At 64.2% G+C, this 15747-nt stretch carries 10 protein-coding genes; 3 read left to right on the top strand and 7 right to left on the bottom strand.

The window, feature by feature from the left end; all coding sequences use genetic code 11:
* Nucleotides 1-5: 5 nt before the first annotated feature.
* Nucleotides 6-1706, top strand: coding sequence for a S41 family peptidase (locus LZC95_00780; protein WXA95375.1), 1701 nt, complete (start codon nt 6-8; stop codon nt 1704-1706).
* A 154-nt stretch (nt 1707-1860) separates the two neighbouring features.
* Here the strand turns inward: LZC95_00780 and LZC95_00775 are convergent, their stop codons facing one another.
* The 3 genes from LZC95_00775 to LZC95_00765 form a co-directional block, all read right to left on the bottom strand.
* Nucleotides 1861-2265, bottom strand: a complete 405-nt coding sequence (locus LZC95_00775; protein WXA95374.1) for a hypothetical protein — start codon at nt 2263-2265, stop codon at nt 1861-1863.
* A 103-nt stretch (nt 2266-2368) separates the two neighbouring features.
* On the bottom strand, nt 2369-3511 hold the full coding sequence (locus tag LZC95_00770) for an RtcB family protein (GenBank protein ID WXA95373.1): 1143 nt from the start codon (nt 3509-3511) through the stop codon (nt 2369-2371).
* Complete coding sequence (locus LZC95_00765; protein ID WXA95372.1) at nt 3508-3846, bottom strand: ribosome-binding factor A; 339 nt, start codon at nt 3844-3846, stop codon at nt 3508-3510. Before LZC95_00765 ends, LZC95_00770 begins: the two co-directional genes overlap by 4 nt.
* Nucleotides 3847-4016: 170 nt before the next feature.
* Here LZC95_00765 and LZC95_00760 point away from each other — a divergent pair, with 170 nt between their 5' ends.
* Nucleotides 4017-7271, top strand: a complete 3255-nt coding sequence (locus tag LZC95_00760) for a DEAD/DEAH box helicase (GenBank protein ID WXA95371.1) — start codon at nt 4017-4019, stop codon at nt 7269-7271.
* Here LZC95_00760 and LZC95_00755 read toward each other — a convergent pair.
* From LZC95_00755 to LZC95_00745, 3 genes are all read right to left on the bottom strand, one after another.
* Nucleotides 7222-10197: a choice-of-anchor D domain-containing protein gene (locus LZC95_00755; protein ID WXA95370.1), complete on the bottom strand. Its 2976-nt coding sequence runs from the start codon at nt 10195-10197 to the stop codon at nt 7222-7224. The two genes, LZC95_00760 and LZC95_00755, sit on opposite strands and share 50 nt — an antisense overlap.
* A gap of 66 nt (nt 10198-10263) precedes the next feature.
* A complete protein-coding gene (locus LZC95_00750) occupies nt 10264-11034 on the bottom strand; it encodes a glutathione S-transferase N-terminal domain-containing protein (GenBank protein ID WXA95369.1) in 771 nt (256 codons plus the stop codon).
* A 19-nt stretch (nt 11035-11053) separates the two neighbouring features.
* Nucleotides 11054-12355, bottom strand: a complete 1302-nt coding sequence (locus LZC95_00745) for an MFS transporter (protein ID WXA95368.1) — start codon at nt 12353-12355, stop codon at nt 11054-11056.
* Between the two features lie 23 nt (nt 12356-12378).
* On the opposite strand from LZC95_00745, the gene LZC95_00740 reads away from it, so the two are divergent.
* Nucleotides 12379-13311 (top strand): glutathione S-transferase family protein, encoded by a 933-nt coding sequence (locus LZC95_00740; GenBank protein WXA95367.1) that lies wholly within the window; start codon nt 12379-12381, stop codon nt 13309-13311.
* A 164-nt stretch (nt 13312-13475) separates the two neighbouring features.
* On the opposite strand, the gene LZC95_00735 is transcribed toward LZC95_00740, so the two are convergent.
* A complete protein-coding gene (locus tag LZC95_00735; protein ID WXA95366.1) occupies nt 13476-15545 on the bottom strand; it encodes a PQQ-dependent sugar dehydrogenase in 2070 nt (689 codons plus the stop codon).
* Nucleotides 15546-15747 lie beyond the last annotated feature (202 nt).

Raw genomic sequence — 15747 nt, 5'->3', positions numbered from 1 at the left:
TGGCGATGCGTTCTTTTGCAACGACGTCCACGGCCGGCTTGTGCCTATTGCTTGCGGCATGCAGCGCGGCGCCGGTGGAGGACATCGGCTCTCGAAGCGAGCCGGTTCGATCGATCACGCGCGCGGAGGCGCTCGCGGATTTCGATCAGATCACGGCGTCATTTCGCGGTTTGTATGGCGCGCTCACACGAAAAGAGGCGCGTTATGGCTTCCAGCTCGATGCGCTCGCAGCCGAATATCGCGCACGCGTCCAAGCCGCCAATGGCGAAACGCAATATCGCCGCATCTTCGAGGAGTTCATTGCGCGCTTCAAAGATGCTCACGTTTCGCTGAGCGCTGATTTGGTTTCCGACGACGCACACGCCTTCGGGCTCCCGTTTCGGGTGATGCCGGTGGGCGACACTTTCGTGGTTTATGAAGCGGCACAGGGTTCGACCGCCCAGGTCGGCGACGAGTTATTGAGCATCGATGGTCGCTCGGCCACCGATTTGACCAATTCGTTCCTACCGCTGATCGGTATTGCGAATGAGCTGGCCGCGCGGCATTTCGCCGCCGCGCATCTGACCCGGCGTCCCGTGTACGCGTCCGAGGGTTTGCAGGCCAATGCGCGTGCACAGGTGCGCCTGCGGAATGCGCACGGTGCGGAACGCACGGAGGTGGTCACCTGGCAAGAAGCAGCCCGATTGCTGCCGGCGGCTCCCCCGGCGCCGGTCGCGGGCGGGGGCGGGCTTCGCGCAGCGATGGCCGTGTCGCACGTCACCGCGGAAGTGGTCCGTGCGGAGCTGTCGAAGTTCGGCGAGCGACTGCCCTTTTTCATGACCGATGCGGTGCGGGCATCGCTGGGCGTCGCCGGCGAGGTGGCCCCCAGCCGCGCGGCGCTCCAGCGGTTCGGGCTCACCCCGCAGCAGGGAGCCGCGATTCACTTCTTCGCAACCACGTATTCGCTCGGCGGGAAGAAGGTTCTCCTGGTTCGAATACCGAGTTACGTGCAGGGCGAGGCGGCGCTCAATTACCTTCGTGCGCTCTTCTCGGAGCAACAGCCGCAGGTGGATGCGCTGGTGTTCGACCAGACGCACAACCCCGGAGGGTCGCTCGGCTTCGCCGAGGGCGTGGTATCTCTGCTGGCGCCACACCGGATCAACGGGGACGTGCAGAGAATGCACGCCGACCGGTTATGGATTCAAACCTTCGCCAAGGCCGCGAAGGAAACACGAGACGCCAACCCCGCCGATCCTGCGGCGGCCATCTACGAGGGACGCGCCCATGACATCGACGCCGCCTACAGCAGCAACCAGCCGCTTTCTATCCCGATTCCGATTTCCCTCGAGCCCACGATCGAGCCGGACGCGGCCCACTGGAGCAAGCCCATTCTCCTTCTCTCGGACGAGCTCTCCGTCTCTTGTGCCGATATCGTTCCACTTCTCCTCAAAGCGAACCATATCGCGACTCTTTTTGGGCAAACCACCATGGGCGGCGGAGGCAACGTGGAAGCGGTGGCAACTCTCACGAATACCCAGGCCGTTCTGAATCTCTCGCGTGGAATCGGGACTGTGTACGATCCGACGGGGCAGTACCCCGAGGAAAACATCATCGAGGACAATGGCGTAGCGCCCGACGTGGGGTATTCGCATACACTCGCGGATTTCCGCGCGGGCTATATCGGATACGTGCGCGCCTTCAACGACGCGCTCGCCGCGCGGCTGTGAGCAGCTGGATTGGCCAGCGCTCGAGTAGCGTTACGAAGAAGAAAACCGCCAGGATCGCCAAAAAAGAGGCGCCAGGATCGCCAGGTGAACCAACGATGAACCCTGATTTGGTTTGTTGCCGGTTCACCCTGGCGTCGTGGAGGGTTCTTCTTTTCTAGGAAAGGATCTTGATTGCCGCGGGCAGGATGGGGGTGAGCGCGGCATCGGAGCGCGTGGTCGAACTCCAGATGGTGCGCACGCTTTGGGCGTCGATGAGGTGGAGCGCGCTGTCGCAGGCGCTCCATCCGTGCATTCTGCACAACGGGCCCACGATGGTCATGGGATCGCCATCGTCGTGGATGGAGACGGTAAGTCGGTCGACGACACCGTCTTCCACGGCCCCCGTTCCATCGCGCCAGAGTGTAACCTCCGCGGTCGTTCCAGATGGTTCGGCGATGTAGCCACGACCACCGAACCACTGGACGTCCGACAAGGCTTCTTCCACGGCTTTGCGCACCGAGCGGGCGTCGCCCAAGTCCCTCGTGAGAAAGACGTGAGGAAAATCAACGGGCGAGCTCACAAGGTTGAACAACTCCACACACACGCTCATACCGAGATCCTCGAAGCAATCAGCCTGCATCGAAGCCAGGTACGTTGCGGAGCGTGGAATCTTCCTTCAGTTTCTAACCGCCTTTTAGGACGGCAATCGGTTCGAGGCGCAAAACGCGCGCGATGAGATCCGTTTGATCATCGAGCACGTCACCGATGTCGCGGTAGGCGGAGGGCGCCTCTTCGACGAGGCTGTGTTCGAGGTTCTTCGGGAAGACCACGTGCCGCATCGCGTGCGCGAGCGCGGCGGTGCGAATCTTCGCGCGCGCCTCCTTTCGCGTCAGGATGCGACCCGCACCGTGCGAGCACGATCCGAAGGAGGCTTCGTGCCCCAGACCCTCGACGATGTAGCTCGCCGTCCCCATCGAGCCGGGAACGAGGGCCATCGTGCCGGAAGGAACCGAAACGGCGCCCTTGCGATGCACGAGGAGCTCGCGCCCGAACCATGTTTCCTGGGCAACGAAGTTGTGATGGATGTCCACCACGCAGTCGCCGCCCTCTCCCAGGACTTCCAGTGCCCTCGCGAGGATGGCCTCACGGTTGGCCTTCGCAAAGGAGAGCGCCCAGGCGAGATCGCGCAGGTAGGCGGCGCCGAGCTCCGTCCTGGTGTCGATGCCGTGCAGAGGCTCGGGCGCGGCCCGTGCGTAGTGATCGGCCAACGCTCCGCCGAGCCCCCGTGAGCCGGTGTGCACGAGGATCCAGAGATAGCCCTCGGGATCGCGATCCAACTCGAGGAAGTGGTTGCCACCGCCCAAAGTGCCAAGATGGCGCGGGGCGAGGGCTTCGCGTGCGTGCTCGAGGGTGTGCGTCGACAGCGGCTCGGCGAGGAGCGCGTCGGTGACGGCGATGCCGCGGCCTCGGTGGGTCGCGGTGCCGGTTGGGATGGCACGTTGGAGCTCGGCGACGAGGCTCTCCAATGCGCGCCGGTCGAGCGAACGCGCATCGATGGCGAGCCGGGTGGCGGACATGCCGCAACCGAGATCGCCGCCGAGCGCCTTCGGCACCACGGTGTGCTCCGTGGCGAAGACGGTGCCGACCGCCACGCCTTCCGCCACGTGGGCATCGGCCATGGCGGCCACGTGCTCCACGACGTACGGCTGCGAAGCGATGTGCTGAAGCTGGCGCACGGTCGCCTCACTGGCGTGGCTCGCCCAGATGCGAACCGGAACGCGTTGACCGCGCTCCGGTTCGAAGATGACGCGGCTCTGTGCCGTCATTCCTGCCCCTCGCCCTCGGGAAAAGCGGCAGCGGCGTCGAAAACGAACCGCAGATCGGGAACGCGTTTGATGTCGATGGCATCGGCGAGGCGCGCGCGCAAAAACGGCGTCGCCCGCGCGAGGGCGCGTTCCACGGCGGAACGCATGTCCTGGGACTTCAATGCAAAATGCACCCGCGCATGCCGGTAATCCACCGACAGAACGAGGGCGGTGATCCGCACGCCTTCGAGCGTCGGATCGGAAACGTCGTCGCGGAGGAGCCCGCGGAGCTCCTCGAGAATCAAATCTTGTAAACGGATATGTCGAAAGCCAGAATGCTCGTCTTCTCGTCGCATGACCCTACGGCTCCACGAAACAAGGTAAATCTTACGCTCCGCGGAGCGCTTTACCTTTTCCGGAGACCGGTCAGGCGCACTCAGCGGAGGGGCTTCGGAAACCGATTGTCGCAATATCGTTCACGTCACACCTCCCTTCTGCAATTCTTCTGCAAATCTGCCCGGTGAACATGAACGCAAACGGCGACATCGTCAAGTCCAGCCCGCACCAGTGGCTCGAAAGCCTCGAGCTCTACATGCTGGCTCGGCTCGTCGGCCGGCGGACGCTCGACCTCGCGCTCACGAGCACGGCGGGCTATGCGACCCCGCCCGCCATCTCGGGCGACGCCATCGTTGCGGTGCTCCACGAAGGCCAGCGCACCGAGCTGCGCATGGAGGACGAGATCCTCGTCACCGTGTGCTCTCGATGCCAATCAGCTTTCGGTCCCTGCGTGCACGCCACCGTGGTCGCGGTCGATCTCGCCGTCTCCGGTGCCCTGCGCGAAGCGCTTCTCGCCGGCCACGATACGAGCGACGCGGCGGCGCAGGCCGTGGAGCGGCGGCGGGCGCTCGAGGAGGAGCGCGCCTTCGAGCAGTCGCTGCGCGCCTGGCTCGCGCCAGCGGCGGGCGAACTCGCCGTGGAAATCGCCGCGGGTCCCTCCGAAGAAGGCAAACGGCGCGAAGGACGCGGTTATGGCGATCGGGTCGACGCGAGCCGCGGGCCCACGCTCTCCATCTTCGTGAGATCGGTCGGCGAGCGAAAATTGCTCTCCCCGCGCGAACTCGCCACGCCGTCGCAGTTTCGCAGCGGCGACCGGCGCGTGCTCCAATACGTGCGCGACCAAGGCATCGGCCGCAAGGCCGTCCAAGCGCGCGGTGTCGATGCGTCGCTCACCATCGAGGCCATGCGCGCGCACGGCGGCATTTTCGCCGCGGGCTTCAAGGGCCTCTTGGACTTTCGCAACGCGTTCGTGCGCCCGCGCGTCGAGGTGAATCCGGCGGACGGAGCCCTCGAGGTCTTCTGGGCCGCCGAGAACGGAGGCCCGCGTTTCGCGGCCTCGCAGGCAGCATTTTTCGCCGGGCCGTTCCCCTACGTCTGGGCGAAAAATGGCGCCATCTTCCGCGTCGCCAAAGACGTCGACGTCGATCTCGCCGAGGAATTCGCACGCGTCCCTCGCCTCAGCGTTCCCCCGGGCAAATTGAAAGACGCCGGCTCGCGCCTCTTGCGCATGACCCGCGGGCGCGGCATCGAGATGCCCGTCACCCAGGTCTTCGGCCTTCCGCCAGTCGAGACACCGCGCTTGATCCTGCGCCTCGTCGGAGAGCCACTCGCGCTCGAGGGCGTGCTCGTCGCCGCCTACAAGGCGCGCGAAATCCCGTTGTTCACCGAGACGGAGAATCCCCCGCCGGAGGACGGGCGCGATCGCGAAAGCGAAATACGGGCGCGCGAGCTGGTGCTTGGCTCGGGCCTCGAGCCGCGCAACCTCGAGGAGGAGGAAGACTTTTCAAATCAGGCCCCCCTCGTGGCACGCGGCGAACGTGCCATCTATTTCTGGCAGCACGGCCTTTTGGCACTGCGCGGTGCGGACAATCCGCCCGTCGAGGTGGAGCTCTCGAAGCACCTGGCCGGGGTCCGCCTCGGCGCCCCCATCGCGGGACGCGTGCATGTTGCACTCGAGGGCGAGTGGCTCAAGACGCGGCTCGAATTCCGTACCGAGGACCTGCCGGTGGAGCTCGACACCATCCGCGGTGCGCTCCAGCGAAAAGAGCGCTGGGTGAGCTTGAACGATGGCACCTTGGCGCGCATCTCCGCGAGCATCGAAGCGATCTCCAACGAGGCCGCGCAAATCATGGGCAACGATGCCGAAGCCGCGCTGCCGCCGCACCAACTCGGGCGCCTCGATCGATGGCTCGAGGACAACGATGGAGAGCTCGACGACGCCGTCAAATCGTTGCGCCGAAAACTGCGCGCACTCAGCGTGGCCGAAGAGCCCGAGATGCCGCAGGGACTCCGCGCCACGTTGCGGCCGTACCAGCGCCTCGGCCTCTCGTGGCTTCAATTCCTGCAAGCCCTCGGTGCGGGCGGATTGCTCGCCGACGACATGGGCCTTGGAAAGACCATTACGACGTTGGCCTTTCTTCTGCGCCGCAAAGAGGTCGAGGGCCCTGCCCCATCGCTGGTGGTGTGCCCCACGTCGGTGGCCACCAACTGGCTCCGCGAGAGCGAGCGCTTCACCCCCGATTTGCGCGTGAGGCTGCTGCACGGGCTCTCCCGCGAGGAACGGGTGCTATCACCGGAGACTATAGCTGACAGCGATATCATCATTACCACCTATGGCTTGCTCCGGCGCGATCTCGAAACGCTTTGGACGACGACATTTCGCTGCGTCATCCTGGACGAGGCGCAAAACGTCAAGAACGCGGACAGCGCCACCCGCAAAGCCGCCGCCGCGCTTCAAGCGCGCATGCGGCTCGCGCTCACCGGCACGCCCATGGAAAACAGACTTCGCGAGCTTTGGTCCATTGCGTCGCTGGTCAACCCCGGCATTTTGGGCACGGCGCGCGACTTCGAAAAGCGCTTCGAGCAACCCATCGTGCTCAATCGGGGAAGTGCCGTCGCCGCCGAGCGCGAGAGCCCCATGGCCGCGGAGCTGCGGGCCATCGTGCGCCCGTTCCTCCTGCGCCGCACGAAGAACGACGTCTTGCGCGAGCTGCCGCCGAAGACGGAAATCGATCGCTTCGTGTCGCTGACCAGCCAGGACAAGCGCATGTACGATGCCCTGGCCCATACCCTGCGCGCGGGGTTGCGGCAGAAAATCGAACAGGACGCGCGGCCCGTGCCCATGACCGTCTTCGCGGCGCTGACGCGGCTTCGGCAGATGGCCTGCGATCCGCGCCTCATCGATCCAAAGCTGGGCGAAAGCCCCAGCGCCAAGCGCGAGACCTTTTTGGAGCTCGTGCGCGAACTCGTTGCGGAGAACCGCCGCGCGCTCGTGTTCTCCCAATTCGTGCAGCTTTTCACATTGTGGCGGCAGGATCTCGATCGCGAAAACATCGAGTACGAATACCTCGATGGGTCGACCACCAAGCGCGACGACGTCGTCACCCGATTTCAAACCGGGCGCGCGCCGCTCTTTCTCATTTCGCTCAAGGCCGGTGGGTCGGGCCTCAACCTCACGGCGGCCGACACCGTCATCCATTGCGATCCGTGGTGGAATCCGGCCGTCGAAGATCAAGCCACCGACCGCGCTTACCGCATTGGCCAGGACAAGCCCGTGACGGTGGTCCGACTCGTCGCGCGCGGCACCATCGAGGAGAAGATCCTCGCGCTCAAAGCCAAAAAGCGCGACCTCGCCAAGACGGTGATCTCCGATGGCGAGGGCGCGCTCCAGGGCCTTACCGAGGAGGATTTGCGCGCGTTGCTCGGCGATGTCGACGACGAATGAGCAGCCCCGCGAGCAACGCCAGACCGCCAAACGCCTTGCCCGGTGTACCGGGTGTCCCCGACGAGCGGCATCCGCAGCCGCCGCCATAGATGTCCGCATTGGTCACGTTGTTCGACGGAGGAGGCTCCGTCCCTCCGCCCTCGAACTGGGCATGGCCGGTCAGCCCAATGGCAATTTCCTCCGTGGTCGCATCCTTGAGGAGGACCTTCACCGTGCCGACGGCGTCCCCGGCAACCGTGGGCTGGAAGACCACTTCGAACGTGCCCGTTCCACCCGGCGGCAATTGCGCGCCTCCGCCATTCACCACGAATTGATCGCTGTCGGAAGCGATGCTCGCGATGTCCAACGGCACGCCCGCTTGGCTGGTCACCGTCACCACTTTGGGATCGCTCTTCTGGCCGACGGTGACCTGCCCGAAGTCGAGTGCGGCCGTGTCCGCGATCAACAACTTCGAAACGGCGCGCGCCTTCAAGGTGACTTGCGCCTTGGGAACCGAGGAATCCGCGGAGCCGATTTTCAACGTGGCATTCGCCTCCGCCGCGGCATTGGCCAAATACGTCACATTGACGGTCGCGGATTGTCCCGGCTGCACCGAGCCCGTTGGCTGTGTGACCTGGAAAGCCGCCGCCTGCGCCCCCTCCACGACCGCGCTGCCCAGTGCAATGGGATCGCCGCCGGTGTTCGTGATGGTCACGGCCTTTGCGGCAGGCTTCACGCCGACCTTCGTCACACCGAAATCCAACGACGTGGGCGATACCGAGAGCAGCTGCGAGACCGCCGTTCCCTTCAAGGCAATGATGGCCTTCGGCGTATTCGGGTCGTCGCTCGCAATGTCGACTTCACCGACGGAATCGCCCATATCCGCCGGCGTGAACTTGAGCGACAAGGTCAACTTCGCACCGGGCTCCACCACGGCAGGCAGCTCCGGCGCGCTGACCAGCGCGAATGCCGCGGCCTGGGGACCTCCAACGGTCACCGCCGAAATGTTCAATGACGCCGAGCCGGTATTGGTAATATCCGCCGTGCGCGCGGCCGAAGCGCGCCCCACGAGTTGAGCACCGAAGTCCAGGCTCGCAGGCTGCAGCGAAATCATCGCCGATACGCCGTTGCCGGTCAGCGGCACCACGATGCTGGCGCTGCTCGGATCGTTCGAATCGATGGTCAGATTTGCCGCATTCGCGCCCACCGCCGTCGGCGCATAGCTCACGGTGAGGTCCACGCTATCGCCCGCCCCGATGGTCAGAGGCAGATTCACCGCCGATAAAGCAAAGCGTGCCGCGTCGGGTCCACTGATGGCCGCACGCGAAACGATCAACGGCCCCGTGCCGGTATTTTCCAGAGTGACCGTCTTTTGCGAAGGCGTGCTTCCCGTGCGCACGTCGCCGAACGGAAGCGACGCCGGGGTGACCTTCAACGTCGGCGAGGTCCCGGTGCCGGTCAGCTCCACGCGCGCCGTCGGCTCCAGCGGATCGTTCGACGTGAGCACGGCATTTCCATTGCGCGCTCCGATGGCCGATGGCCGAAACCCGAGCGGGATGTCGGCCCGCCCGTTGGGCACGATTTCGACGGGGAAGGTCTGGGTCGTGCTGAAATCGGCATTGGAAAAGGTCATCGAGGCAATGCGAAGGTTCGTCTCCCCCGCATTGCGCACCGTGATCCGCTGCGGCGCTGCATTCGTGCCGACGTTGGTGTCGCCAAAGTCGACGGGCGACTCGGTGACGATCTCCATCGACGGGCCTTGCCCGCGCCCCGTCAGCGACGCCACGTACGAATCGTTGTTGGCGGCATCGCTGGTGATGACGATCTGCGCCGAACGCGACCCGTGCGCCGTGGGCGAGAAACGCACGGTGAGCGGCAAGGTTTGCCCCGCCGGGATCCTCGGCGACGTCGGCGGCGAGACCAGGGTGAAGTCGCTCGCACCGCGCATGGCGATGCCCGAAATGTTGAGCACGTCGTTGCCGGTGTTGCTGATCGTCAACGTGCCCGTGGCATTGCCGCCGATGTCCACGGAGCCGAAGTCGCGCGGATTGGGCGACACGCTGATCGACGGCGCCACCCCGCTCCCTGCAAGCTGCACCACCGCCGGGCTTCGCGGATCGCTGCTCGCCACGCTGAGGGAGCCGGTCGCGGGGCCGGATCCGGTCGGCGTAAACGTCACGCCCACGGTGGCCGTCTGGCCCGGGGCGAGCGGGAATGGGGTGCGCGGCCCGCCGCTGACGTCGAATGGCCCCGAGGTGTCGAACCCGGTGACGGTGAGCTCCTCGCTTCCCTGATTCTGAATGGTGAAGTTCTGCGGTGCACTCGGGGTGTCGACCCGCTGGGCGGCAAACGTGTACGTCGCCGGTGTGGCAACGAGGCGTGCCGTCGTTCCGTCGACGCGAATGTCGACGCGGGCAAGGCACGGCGATCCGGACGATGCCTCGAGGCGCAGCGTATTGACGCCCCCGTAATTGTAACCGGGAATGCCTCGCGGAAAGCGCGCCGACGTCACCGTCTGCGGCGGATCGCATGCATTGCAAGCACAGGTGGCCGTCGGCTGGTATGCCCCGAGCCGCGTACCGTTGAGAAACGCCGAGACCGTGCCCGCGCTGCAGCCCATTTGCTGAATATCCAAATGGACCATCGTCACCACGGCATTGGCCGGCGACGTGTCGGTGAAGTTCTTGTCACCCCACCCCGGGCCACCGATGCAGGCGTTCGACTGGCCGCCACAAATGCAGGTGCTGGTTCCCGCGGGGGTGCCGCACGTCGTCGGACAATTCTGGCCTACCGGGACCGTGAGGTTGCCGCTCCATCTCACTTGGTACGTGGTGGAAAAAGGCTGTGCGACCTCGCCCGTCCGCTCCTCTACTTGGTTGTCCGTGCTCGGGCTCGTGCTGCACCCACATATGACCAGTGTGAGTGCAGTCCACCAAGCGAAGAGCACAAGCCAAAGGACTTTCACAAAGCGTTCCGATGGCCCACGTCCAGCTCGCGTGTCGCGAGCTCGCGCTTACTCAGCGTAGGTCTGGTCGAGGTACTCGACGATCTTCGCCGACTCGAACATCTTCGTGCCGGTGTTGGGATCTTCCAAATACGGCACCTGCACGCGTCCGTGCGCCTTCATGAAGGCTTCGCGCTTGCCGCCCGGCGTGGGCACGTACGCTCCGCGCTCGAGCCGCATGCCGTTCATTCCTAGCTCGCCAAAGCGCTCTTTTCCGAGGTTGTGCAGCACGTACGGGATTTCGAGTTCGCACATCCGCTCGCGCACGATGCGCGAAAATGGACTGCCCTCGAAGCTCCAGAGGTGAAGCAGCTCGCGCGGGGCTTTGGAGGCATTCGCGCGCATGCCGCGCATGCCGCGGATGCCACTGGCGAGGGAACTCATGGGCGAGGAGCTTCCAATGCGACGGTAGTTGAATGGCACATCCCGATCGGCGTACGTGCGAAAGAGATAGGCGATGATGTCCGCCGATTCGTACATCCGCGTGTCGCGATTGGGATCGATGAAGTAGGGAAACTGCGTCTTGCCGCCGAGCCGCTCCACCTCGGGCCGAAAGCGGGTGCCGCCTTTGGGGCACGGGTAGATCTCCGTATCGAGATGCAACGCGGTGAGCACCTCGCGCACGTTGCGACAGTAGGGACACGCTTCGAACTCGTAGAGCCGAAAGAGCTTCTCGGGCTGCCGCGCCGGGGTGACGACCAAAACGCCGCGACCGAGCGTGACCGACGACGCCAAGAGAGACGTCGCGACGTCAATGCGATGTTGCAACGGGCTTGTCATGGCGCGCGAGTATAGTCGATTATGAGGCGCGCTTGGCGTCCGCAACGAAGCTGCGGGATGCAAACCAGAGGGCGATGGCCGTGACCAGGACGGCCACGGGCACGGTCAGCTGCATGGAGGCCTGAAGTCCTTGGGCGCGAAACACATTGGACATGTCATGGGCGCCGGCGGCGAGCATCGCGCGCTTGGCATACGCATCCGACAGGGCCCCCGCCACGGTCGTGCCAAAGGCAGCACCGAGCACGTATTGAAAGAAGAAATACACGGCCATGGCCGTGGCGCGCAGCCGCGACTCGACGACGTCCTGGAGCGCCGAATAAACGGTCACGTAATAGAGGTAAAAGAGAAGCCATCCGACCGATGAAAAGACGCATAGAAGCGCGACGCCACCGATGGGCTGCCCCAGCCCGAACCAGAGCAGCGGACTCGCGATCACGAGCGACACCGCGCCCAAGGTGAGGCGGCCGCGCGGGAAAAGCTGATGCAGCCGATCGGCCAGGGCACCGCCCGCCGTGAGGCCGATCAATCCCGTCAGGCCCACGATCAATGCCGTGGCGCCACCCGCCTGGCGGATGTTCAAACCGTGGAAGCGCATCAGCAGCGCGGGCAAAAAGGCATTCATCGCATAGGCTGCAAAATTCGCAGCGGCGCCGGACAGGATGATCCACCACACGGTGGGAATCGTCAGGATGCGTAGAAATGGCCTTTCGACCTGCGCCGTCGAATCGACGGCGCGAACGTCTTGGGCACCGCGCACGGGCTCCTTCAAGGACACGATGAGCGGGACGAGAAGCAACCCCGGTGCGGCGGCGAGGAAAAACGGGACACGCCATCCGTACGCATGCGCCAGTGCCCCGACCAGCGAAAAGGCGGCAATGTTGCCAATGGGCAGTCCGAGCATGAAGAAGCCCAAGGCGCGCGCCCGTTTTTCGGACGGGTACAAATCGCCAATCATGGCATTGGCCGCCGGGGCACAGCTCGCTTCGCCCACGCCCACGCCCAGGCGAATCAGAAACAGCGAGACGTAGTTGGCGGCGATGCCCGAGGCGGCGGTCATCAAGCTCCAAAGAAACACGCCGCCGGCGAGGATGCGGGTGCGCTTGACCCGATCGGCCAGACGGCCCAGTGGAATGCCAGCCACGGCATAGATTAGGGTGAACGCCGTGGACAAAATGCCGAGCTGCGTATCGTCCAAGCTGAACTCTCTGCGGAGCGGCTCGAGCACGACCGCGGGAATGACCCGGTCGAAGAAGTTCAGAAAGTTGATGAGGAACAGCAAGAAGAGCGTGTAGCGCGCTCCCTTGGTGGCCGAAGCATTCATGAAAACCTCACGAGGACCGACCCATGAGCGACATCATCCTGCACCACTACGCTAGCTCACCTTATGCAGAAAAAACCCGTTGTCTCTTGGGCTTCAAAAAGCTGGTGTGGAAGTCGGTGGATATCCCCTCCATGCTGCCCAAACCCGATGTGGTGGCACTCACCGGAGGGTACCGAAAAACGCCCGTGCTCCAATTGGGGCGGGACGTCTATTGCGACACGCGGCTCATCGCCCAGGTGCTCGACCGGCTCCAACCTACACCGCCGCTCTTCCCCACCACGTCGAAGGCCAGCTGTACCGCGTTTCTCCACATGGAGCCCGCCGTGTTCTTCGCGGGCATTGCCATCGGCATCTCGCCGGAGGGCGTCAAATTCTTCGTCGAGTCGATGGGCGCGGACCACTTCGCGCAATTTGGAAAGGACCGCGCGGCCTTCTTCTCAGGCGGAACGGTGCCGCGACCCCACCCCGATTTCGCGGTGGGCCGCTTCGAGCCGCTCATGGGGGCGCTGGACTCGCAACTCGCCGAACATCCCTTCTTGCTGGGTGCATCGCCGAGCATTGCCGACTTTGCGATGTACCACGGCGTATGGTTCGTCCGTGCGAACCCCGGCGTCGCGCATCGACTGAATCCCTATCCGCACCTCCTCGCCTGGGCGGATCGCATCCGCGCCTTCGGACACGGCTCTCGAACCGAGCTGCCGTCATCGGCCGCCCTGGAGATAGCTCGCTCCACGCGTGAGCAGCAGCCCTTCGAGGGCGACTACCTCGCACTGCCCCAAATGGCGCTGGGCCAAAAAATCACCATCGGCCCCACCGACTACGGCGTCGACCGCGTCGAAGGCACCCTGGTCCACGCCTCCCTCACCGAGATCGCCATCACGCGCCGCGACCAACGCGCAGGCGACATCGTGGTCCACTTCCCACGCAATGACTACAAAGTGCTGCCGGTAGACTAAGAAGATTCACAGGGAGGCGGGGAGGCGGGGAGTTTTTTGGGGATTCAATAGGCTCAGTGAGCCAACTGAACCCCCCAAAAAAGCGCTCCGCGCCGCCCATGCCGTAAGTCCTCCCCGCCTCCCCGCCTCCCTGTGAATTCTTTCTCAGCTAACCGAGAGACCGGTTACTCCACGAGGATCTTGTACACCTTGTCGGAGCCGGCGCCGCCGCTGCCGTTGAAGTCAGCGTTGGTGGTGGTCAGCCAGAAGGCTTGCTGGCCCGGGATCTTTTCGACGGTGCGCAGACGGCCGTAGGTGTTGACGTAATAGGCGGTTGGCGTTCCTGCGCTGGTGCCGCTGAGGGGGATGCGCCAGAGGCGTTGGCCGCGGAGCGAGGCCATGTAGACGACGTCGTTGACGATGGCGATGCCGCTGGGGGAGGCCTGGCTGGTCGACCACGTCTTCTTCGGATTGGTCATCCCGGAGACGTTGCAATTGCCTTCGCATTGGGGCCACCCGTAGTTGGCGCCCGCTGTGATGAGATTCAGCTCGTCGGTCGAACTGTCACCGAGCTCCGACTCCCAGAGGCGACCCGCCGAGTCCCACGCGAGCCCTTGCGGATTGCGGTGACCATAGCTGTACACGCGCGTGCCGAACGGATTGCCCGGCGCGGGCGAGCCGTCCGTCTTGATGCGGAGGATCTTGCCGTTGAGCGAATTCTTGTCCTGCGCACGCGAACCATCGCGCGCATCGCCGCACGTCGCATAGAGATAGCCGTCGGGTCCGAACTTGATGCGACCGCCGTTGTGGAAATTGTTCTTGGCAATGCCCTGCACCAGGGTCGTGTAACCCGAAAGCGAATTACCGTCGTACGTCAATCGGGCAATGCGATTGCCTTCCGACGCCGTGTGCATGACGTACACGTAATGGTTCGAGTTCCAATTCGGGTCGACGGCCAACCCCAATAGGCCACCCTCACCGTTGGTGGTCACCACATTGGGTACCTTGCCCACGAGCGTCTTGCTGCCGCTTTGCGTGAGCTTGTACATATTGAACGTCTCGCGCTCGTTGATGAGTGCAGAGCCATCCGGCAACCAATCGACGCCCCAGGGAATGCTCCAACCGCTGGATACCGTGGTGACCGTGGTCGGCACACCGCCGCCCGGCGGCACGTTCGACGTGCGCACGGTGATCGAGTTGCTCGCATTGGAAACGTTGTTCCCGTCGTCCTTTGCGCGAACGGAAAAGGTGTACTCGGTATTCGCCGCAAGGTTGGTCACCGTATACGACGTCGTGGGAGCAAGATCCTGAATCAGCGGAGCATTGTTCGCATAAATGTCATACGCCGTTACGCCGACGTTGTCGGTCGACGCCGTCCAGGTCAGCTTGACGCTGTTGTTCGTCACGTCGCTCGACGCGAGGTTGCCCGGGGCACTCGGCGGCGTCGTGTCGCTCGTCGGCGGCGTGGTCACGTTGACTTGGTTGCTCGCCTGCGAAACGTTGCCCGCGGCGTCGCGCCCGAAAACATTGAGGCGGTAGGTCGTCTTGGGACGCAAGCCGGTGAGCGTCTTGGTGGCCGCCGGCGGGTTACCGGTTACTTCGCCGATCTTTTGCCCATCGTTGCCGATGTCGTACGCCGTCACGCCCACGTTGTCCGTCGAGGGATCCCATGCCAACGTGATGCTCTTGGACTGCACGTCCGTGGTGTGAAGGTTCCCCGGAACGCTCGGCGCCTGCGTGTCCGACGGCGCATCCACGCTCAACTTGTCGATGTTCGCCGCGCCATTTGCGGTGGTGGCAGCCAGGCGGATCTTGTTGCTGCCCGCAACGAGGGGCACGTTGAGCGTCACGGTGTTCCAGGTGGTCCATGCGCCGGTCCCCGGAAACGACTTGGCGGCGGCGACGACCGTTCCATTGACGGAGATATCGGCGGGGCGATCCACGGTGGTGCCATTGCCGTAGCGGATCGAAATGGAGACATTGCCGGCAGCGCCTGCGTTGACCGTCCATTCGACGGCGGCGCCCACGGCATTGTCCGTGTTGCAGAACCCCCTGCCCGAATAGCCGGCGTGATTCGAGTCAATCGTACCCTGACACACCCCGTCTTCGGCTTCGTAGTCGGTGGCCAGAATCGCAACTTCGCCACGAGCCAAGTTGGGATCATCATCGGAATGATTGGCGGCCGTGCATCCGACCCAGGTGGTAGACACGACCAACAACCCCGCTCCTGCGGCGGTCAACGTTCGATGCGTCATCGGTTCCTCCTCAGCTAGAAAGCGAAAAGATGGGATCTATTTGCGGCTCGGAAGACTCAGCTCATCTGCCTCTCTGAACCGCCCCAGTTGACGCCCTGTGTCGAAACGCCGGGCAGTTCCTTTATTTAGAAACCTTCCTAACGAATACTGGCAAACGATATACATCGGACGTATGGTGCTCGCAAGGCGGACGCTCAAAGCA

This window comes from Sorangiineae bacterium MSr12523, assembly GCA_037157775.1.
GTDB lineage: Bacteria > Myxococcota_A > Polyangia > Polyangiales > Polyangiaceae > Pendulispora > Pendulispora brunnea.
The sequence above is the reverse complement of the archived record's forward strand: the minus strand, read 5'-3'. Positions and strand labels throughout refer to the sequence as shown.